At 34.7% G+C, this 5,775-nt stretch carries 5 protein-coding genes; 1 reads left to right on the top strand and 4 read right to left on the bottom strand.

The features are described 5' to 3' along the window. Positions 1-117 precede the first annotated feature (117 nt). The 4 genes from ABD745_RS17125 to ABD745_RS17110 all read right to left on the bottom strand — a co-directional run bounded on the left by ABD745_RS17125 (position 118) and on the right by ABD745_RS17110 (position 4,445). Entirely contained in the window at positions 118-492 is a 375-nt protein-coding gene (locus ABD745_RS17125; RefSeq protein WP_344832888.1) for a VOC family protein, read from the bottom strand. Positions 493-529: 37 nt separating this feature from the next. After that, positions 530-2,521 (bottom strand): excinuclease ABC subunit UvrB, encoded by a 1,992-nt coding sequence (uvrB, locus tag ABD745_RS17120; protein ID WP_344832886.1) that lies wholly within the window; start codon positions 2,519-2,521, stop codon positions 530-532. Positions 2,522-2,658: 137 nt separating this feature from the next. Further along, complete coding sequence (locus tag ABD745_RS17115) at positions 2,659-4,074, bottom strand: M56 family metallopeptidase (protein WP_344832884.1); 1,416 nt, start codon at positions 4,072-4,074, stop codon at positions 2,659-2,661. Beyond that, entirely contained in the window at positions 4,071-4,445 is a 375-nt protein-coding gene (locus ABD745_RS17110) for a BlaI/MecI/CopY family transcriptional regulator (protein WP_344832881.1), read from the bottom strand. Before ABD745_RS17110 ends, ABD745_RS17115 begins: the two co-directional genes overlap by 4 nt. A gap of 107 nt (positions 4,446-4,552) precedes the next feature. On the opposite strand from ABD745_RS17110, the gene ABD745_RS17105 reads away from it, so the two are divergent. Then, a complete protein-coding gene (locus tag ABD745_RS17105) occupies positions 4,553-5,773 on the top strand; it encodes a PQQ-dependent sugar dehydrogenase (protein WP_344832878.1) in 1,221 nt (406 codons plus the stop codon). Positions 5,774-5,775 lie beyond the last annotated feature (2 nt).

The raw sequence follows: 5,775 nt of genomic DNA, 5'->3' as shown, positions 1-5,775 counted from the left end.
ATTCGTGGAGGGACGGTGAATTATGAAAGACCTAAAACAAAGATTTACAAATTTTAGCAAAGAGTTTCGGCGGCATCGAAGATGCCGCCGAAACTCTTTTATCAAGATATTTCAATATTATTTAGGTTCCCAAAGCTCAACCTTATTTCCTTCAAGATCAAGAATATGGACGAACTTTCCGAAATCATAAACTGCGATTTCATCCAAAATTTCCACCCCTTCTTTTTGTAATTCGCCAACTAATGCTTCCAAATCAGCAACGGTATAATTAATCATAAATTCTCTTGTTGAAGGTTCGAAATATTTTGTTGTTTCAGGAGACGGGCTCCAGGTCAAAGAACCTTTTGGATTAGAATCAGATACTTCTTTCCATTCAAAAGTTGCTCCGTATTCATTAACGTCGATGCCAAGATGGGTTTTGTACCATTCTTTCAAAGCTTTCGGATCTTTGCACTTGAAGAATATTCCACCGATTCCTGTTACTCTTTTCATTCTTTATTTTGTTTTTATAGTTAGTTTTAATAATGATTTATGCCCTTAAAGCAGCAATCTCATCTCTTAATTTAGCTGCTTTAATGAAATCAAGGTTTTTCGCGGCAGCTTCCATTTCTTTTTGCTTTTGTTCGATTACTTTTTCCATATCTTCACTTGTATAAGTTGCTTTTGCTTCGGCAACTTTTTGAAGAATTTCTTTTTGGGTATATTTTTCGTCAGGAAAATCTTTACTTCTTCCAACAAGATTTTCAGAAATCTTCTTATTTAAAGCTACAGGAACTTTACCGTGTTCTTCGTTGTATTGAATTTGTTTTGCACGACGGTATTCCGTTTCATCAAGGGTTGCCTGCATCGATTTCGTAATCTTATCGGCATACATTATTGCTCTTCCGTTTATATTTCTTGCAGCACGACCAACCGTCTGAATCATTGATCTTCTGCTTCTTAGCATTCCTTCTTTGTCGGCATCGAGAATAGCGACTAATGAAACTTCCGGTAAATCGAGACCTTCTCTTAGCAAGTTTACCCCGATCAAGACATCAAAAAGGCCCAAACGCAAATCCTGCATGATCTGAATACGTTCCAACGTTTCAACATCTGAGTGAATGTATCTCGTTCTGATTCCGAACTTTATAAAATATTTGGTAAGTTCTTCCGCCATTTTTTTAGTTAAGGTTGTCACCAAAACTCTTTCGTCGGCATCGGCTCTTTTTCTAATTTCTTCCATTAAATCATCGATCTGATTCAATGACGGTCTGATTTCGATAATTGGGTCTAGAAGTCCTGTCGGACGAATAAGCTGTTCTATATAAGCTCCTCCTGTTTTCTCTAATTCGTAATCTGCAGGTGTTGCAGAAACATAAATCACCTGATTCTGAATATCCTCAAATTCATTGAATTTTAGAGGTCTGTTATCCATTGCAGCAGGAAGTCTGAAACCATATTCTACCAAAGATTCTTTTCTGCTTCGGTCGCCGCCATACATCGCATGAACCTGCGGAACGGTTACGTGACTTTCATCAATTACCATTAAAAAATCTTTTGGGAAATAATCTAGTAAACAGAAAGGTCGTGTTCCCGGCAGTCTTCCATCTAAATATCGGGAATAGTTTTCAATTCCTGAACAATAGCCTAGTTCTTTAATCATTTCAAGGTCAAGCTCTGTTCTTTCCTGTAATCTTTTGGCTTCTAATGGCTTTTCGATTGAATTAAAGAAATCCACTTGTTTCACCAAGTCGTCCTGGATATGTCTGATTGCTCCGTTCAAAGTCTCTTTTGACGTTACAAAAAGGTTTGCCGGATAAATCTGAATTTGCTCAAAAGCTCCTGTCACATTTCCTGAAACAGGATCAAAACTTTGAATTTTTTCAATTTCATCACCGAAAAACTGAATTCTTATGGCATTATCTGCATACGCAGGAAAAACATCGATCACATCTCCTTTCACACGGAATGTTCCTCTTTGGAATTCGTTTAATGTTCTTGCATATAAAGCACTCACCAAAGAATGAAGAAGAGCAGTTCTTGTTACTTTTTCGCCAATAGCTATAGAAATTAATGATTTATGAAATTCTGTAGGATTTCCGATACCGTAAATGCATGAAACTGAAGCTACAATCAATACATCTCTTCTTCCTGACAGTAAACTTGCTGTTGCAGAAAGTCTGAGTTTTTCAACTTCTTCATTGATGCTCAGATCTTTTTCGATATAAGTTCCGGATGAAGCGATGTAAGCTTCGGGTTGGTAATAGTCGTAATAACTTACAAAATATTCAACGGCATTTTCTGGGAAGAATTCTTTAAACTCCATGAAAAGCTGGGCTGCCAAAGTTTTGTTATGCGCTAAAACCAAAGTCGGTTTTTGAATATTCTGAACGACATTGGCTACAGTAAATGTTTTCCCGGATCCGGTAACACCTAATAAAGTTTGGTATTTTTCACCAATTTCGATGCCTTCGGTTAGTTTTTCGATGGCTTTGGGCTGGTCTCCGGTAGGTTTATATTCTGATTGAAGTTTGAAATCCATAGAAAAAGTGATCTTATATAACAAAAATACGAAAGAAATTTCTGATTAATGCTTTTCCTTGATTTTGAATTTCTTGAAAGAGTTTTTTAATACCCGATACATAAAAAAACAGCATTCAATTGAATGCTGTTTTTTATTTATTGGAAAGACATTGTTAAAGGAATTCTCATTCTGTAGCGAACAGGTTTTCCATCTTTTTCTGCTGGTTTCCAGGTTATATTTTCATTAGCTCTTTTAAAAGACAATATCGTTTCATTATTAAAAAGTTCATTACTTCCAGAAGCCTTTATATCTGCCAAGCTTCCGTCTTCTGTGATGGTATACGAAAGATCGGTTCTGTACATTTCCTTACTTTTGTTAGGGGCTATTTTTGATCCGTCGAATGACTTTGAAATTTTGTTTCTCAATTCGTTGATACCACCGGGATATTGTGGAACTAATGTAACTTCTTCATTTTCTGAGGTGTTTGCATTTCTATTTTGTGAAGCTCCAGAAGTTGTATTTACATTTTGATTAGATCTCGGGCGAATCGTATCTGAAATTTTTTCATCATTTGTTGTTTTTAAAGGCTCTTTTTGTGTTATTGACCCTTCAGTTGTAGGAATTGTTTCTATTTGCTGAATGTTTTCTCTAATGGATTCTGAAGTAGATTTTCTTTCAGGCTTTGAAAATTTCTTTTGTGTTTCTTTAATGACATGTTCAATATTATTTGCATAGGTTTTTTGTACAAATAGCCCGAATGCGGCAATCAAAATCGGAATGCTTACCACTTTTTTAATGTTCGTAAATTTTGATTTTTGGGTGTTCATCATAATAAATCGTTTTTTGGTGTTGTGAAAATTGAATGTATGCGTAAGGTTATAGTTTTGGGTTGAAATAATTTCATCAAGAATTAAATTCTGATAATCTTTTGCGTCAAAATCATTTTTTAAGACAGATTCATCGGCCAAAAATTCATGATTGGTTACAATCGCTTTTTTATAAAAATAAACGGAAGGATTAAACCATGTGAAAATCTTCAAAATTTCAATAAATAAGAGATCAATACTGTGTTTTTGTTCCAAATGACTCTTTTCATGCAGAAAGATCCTTGAATCTATTTCATTATTAATTAAATAATTCTTTCCCAAATAAATGGTTTTCCAAAAACTGAAAGGTGAAAGATTTTCTTTTGTTAATACAACGTTGTAATTTTGATAAATAATTTTCTCGCCTTTTAAGCTTTTAATTTTTAAAATTGAAATAACTCCTTTTGTTAAAAGAATCAACGTGACAATTCCGTAAATTATCCAAACAATATTCACCCAATTGAAGGTTTCTTGTTTGGGAGTAAGATCTAAAATCTGTTGTGTTGCTTCCACTGTTGCCTGCAGACGATTTGCTGGTTTTGGAGTGTCTGTTTTAATAGAAATAAATGGAACAGCATAAGAAAATGCAAGTGAAAAGAGCAAATAAAATCTGTTGAACTGATACATTTTTTCCTTTTGCAGAAATAGATAATAAACTGCAATCAATAACGAAGAGCACAAAATTGTTTTTAAAAGAATGATCATTTTTCGTTGATTTGCTGGTCGATAATTTCTCTAAGTTCTTTCAGTTGTTTTTGTGATAGCTTTGTATTTGATGTGAAAAATGAAGCAAACTGAGTCACGGAACTGTTGAAAAAACGGTCAATCATAGAAGACATTTCTTCCTTGAAATATTCCCCTTTGGCAACTTTCGGAAAGTATTCGCGGGAATTTCCATACAATTTATAGCCGACAAGATCTTTGTTCTGCATTCTTTTCAGAAGCGTAGCAACAGTTGTTGTCGCAGGTTTCGGTTCGGGATAAGATTCCAAAATATCTTTCATGAAAACTTTTTCTTTTTCCCAAAGAATTTCCATGAGGTCTTTTTCTGAATCTGTGAGTTTTATTTCTTTCATGTTCTACTAATTGTCACTTTATTCTACAAATGTAGAATAAAAATTTAAGCTACCAAATTTTATGGCATTATTTTTCCATTCATTTTGAAACACTTAATCATAACAATATGAAATTCAATAAATTTTACATTTCTACAGTCAGTTTATTTTTAATTTTTTCATCATGTAAAGAAAATAAGGCTCATGCACAGCAAGTTGGAAATGACGGAAGTGTAGAAACTAAGGAGCCAAATTCTCCTGATTATAAGCCAGCCTTTGCAGGACAGACGAGAATAAAAGCGGTAAAAACCTCAACACCTTACAATGTTGAGATTTTAAATAAAGATTTGGGCCGACCTTGGGGAATAATCAATTTACCGGATGGAAGATTCTTAATTACAGATAAAAAAGGATACATGAATGTGGTTTCAACCGACGGAAAACAAATTTCAAAAATTGAGGGCTTTCCAAAAGTAGATTCAAAAGGGCAGGGTGGAATGCTAGATGTTGCTCTGGATCCTGATTTTAAAAATAATAATATCATTTATTTTAGTTTTTCAGAACCTTATGAAAAAGGAAATCATACGGCAGTGGCAAAAGGAATGCTTTCTCAGGATTTAAAAAATGTTTCTGATGTACAAGTTATTTTCCGGGCAACTCCAACTTATGATGGTGATAAACATTATGGAAGCAGACTGGCTTTTGACAAAGACGGGAATCTATTCGTAAGCACAGGCGAAAGATCTGATAAGCAAACAAGAGTCTATGCTCAAAGAACAGATAATTATTTGGGTAAAATTTTGAAAATAACAAAAGATGGCAAACCGGCACCAGGAAATCCTTTCATTGGAAAAGCGGGATTTAAGCCTGAAATCTATGCGTACGGAATCAGAAATCCACAAGGATTGGCAATTGATCCGAACGGAAATCTTTGGGATGTAGAAATGGGGCCGAGAGGTGGTGATGAAATTAATTTAATCAAGCCCGGAAAAAATTACGGTTGGGGAGATGTTACTTATGGAATCGAATATTCCGGAGAGAAAATAAATAACGGAACAACTCAAAAAGCCGGAACCGAACAGCCTGTCTATTATTGGGATCCCGTGATTTCTCCAAGTGGAGTTACTTTCTACACAGGAAATATCGACGAATGGAAAGGGAATTTAATGATCGGATGTTTAAGCGGAGAACATATCAATAGAATTGTAATGAAAGACAATAAAGTGGTTGGCGAAGAACGTCTTTTGGCAGATCAGAAAGAACGATTCCGTGATGTTCTGAATGGAAGTGACGGAAATTTGTATGCCGTTACGGATAGCGGAAAATTGTATAAAATTTCGAAGAAATAATG

This window comes from Chryseobacterium ginsenosidimutans (genome assembly GCF_039536845.1).
Lineage (GTDB): Bacteria > Bacteroidota > Bacteroidia > Flavobacteriales > Weeksellaceae > Chryseobacterium > Chryseobacterium ginsenosidimutans_B.
Note: the sequence above shows the minus strand (reverse complement) of the source record. Positions and strands in the feature narration are given on the sequence as shown.

What these genes read in the sequence shown, in the direction of transcription:
- ABD745_RS17125 (WP_344832888.1), bottom strand. Translation starts at nt 492, where the DNA reads ATGAAAAGAGTAACAGGAATCGGTGGAATATTCTTCAAGTGCAAAGAT.
- uvrB (WP_344832886.1), bottom strand. Translation starts at nt 2,521, where the DNA reads ATGGATTTCAAACTTCAATCAGAATATAAACCTACCGGAGACCAGCCC.
- ABD745_RS17115 (WP_344832884.1), bottom strand. Translation starts at nt 4,074, where the DNA reads ATGATCATTCTTTTAAAAACAATTTTGTGCTCTTCGTTATTGATTGCA.
- ABD745_RS17110 (WP_344832881.1), bottom strand. Translation starts at nt 4,445, where the DNA reads ATGAAAGAAATAAAACTCACAGATTCAGAAAAAGACCTCATGGAAATT.
- ABD745_RS17105 (WP_344832878.1), top strand. Translation starts at nt 4,553, where the DNA reads ATGAAATTCAATAAATTTTACATTTCTACAGTCAGTTTATTTTTAATT.